The 1,289-nt window shown below is 73.9% G+C and carries 2 protein-coding genes; one reads left to right on the plus strand and one right to left on the minus strand.

Annotated features, from left to right (window positions below; all coding sequences use genetic code 11):
* On the minus strand, nucleotides 1-279 hold a 279-nt coding region (locus tag ACFXKA_RS42880; RefSeq protein ID WP_379431889.1), incomplete at its 3' end, for a PH domain-containing protein.
* A gap of 276 nt (nucleotides 280-555) precedes the next feature.
* Here ACFXKA_RS42880 and ACFXKA_RS42885 point away from each other — a divergent pair.
* Nucleotides 556-1,289: hypothetical protein (locus ACFXKA_RS42885; RefSeq protein ID WP_379431890.1), on the plus strand; the 734-nt coding region annotated here is incomplete at its 3' end.

A 1,289-nucleotide genomic window follows, 5' to 3' on the forward strand; every position in this document is an offset into this window, starting at 1 on the left:
CGCCCACGGCAGGAGAATCGTGCGGAACGGGTTCCGGATCCGCAGCCGGTCGTCGTCGGCGAACACCGCGGGCCGCATCGTGAACGCCACCACGAGCGGCACGGCGAGCAGCAGGCCCGCGAGCGCGAACCACGGCGTGCTGCCGTGGCCCCGGACCAGCGCGTCGATCCCCATCCATGCCGCGAGCGCGAGCAGCAGCACACCGCCCGCGATACCGGCGGGCGACCGGAAGACGCGCTCTGCGTAGGCCGGCTCGGGGGACTGATCGGGACTCGTCATGCTCTCGATTCTGCCGTACGCGCCGCCGGCCCGGAGTCGGCCACCGGCCCGGACCGTGACCGGTCTGCGCACCGCTCCCCGCCCTGACCGGGACCGGCCTCCCCGCCGCTCCCTCGCCCCGGACCCGGTGCCGAGAGACAATGGCCGTGTACGGGCCCGTGTGAGGAACCCGTTCGATTGGCGGGCGAGTGCATGACCGTGAACCCACGAAACGCACAAGGTCCGCGGCCGGCAGGGGCACGATCGACGACGGATCGTTTGCGCATACTCGCCGCGGTGGGCGACGACGCCTCCGAGACGGAGGCGCTGCGCTGCGCGCTGCACCACGCGGTCGCCGGACTCGGCGGACCGGGCGGGATGGTGCACCTGCGGAGCCTGTGGCAGGACACCGGGCTTCATCTGATGCTCACCGACGGCCTGCCTCCGGCCGGTACGAAGCGCTGGCAGGACCTGTCCGGGAAGGACACGACGGTTCCGGCCCGCGCCGCGCGGAGCGAGGAGTACGTATGGCTGCCCGCGCCCGCCTTCGCCGGCCGGCCCTCCGATCCCGGCCGGGCCGCCGAAGGGCCGCCCGAAGGCTCCGGGCAACCCCGGCCCCCCGAGGACGCGGCTCCGGGCGTGCTCACCGCCTGCGGCCTGGCCTCCGTACCCCTGCTCGCGCCGACCGGGCCGCTCGGCCTGATGGGAGTGCTCTCCGTACTGACGCCCGCGGCCGAGGAGCCGACCGCCGACCAGCGCGCCTTCCTTGAGGAGGTCGCCCGCTGCGCGGCCGGGCATCTGGCCCGCTCCCTCGCGTCCCCGCGCGGTTCGAACCCCGAGCTGTGGCCGGATCCACCGAACGGCTCCCGTCTCCAGCAGGCCCTCAAGACCGTCCGGGTGGGCGCCTGGGACTGGAACATCCGCACGGGTGAGCTGGACTGGGACGAGGCGGCGATGACGGTGCTCGGCGTCGATCCGACGACGTTCGACCACCGGATCGAGACCTGGCTCGGTCTGGTCCATCCCGAGGA

Origin of the sequence: Nocardia sp. NPDC059228, from assembly GCF_042754245.1 — a bacterium.
Lineage (GTDB): Bacteria > Actinomycetota > Actinomycetes > Mycobacteriales > Mycobacteriaceae > Nocardia.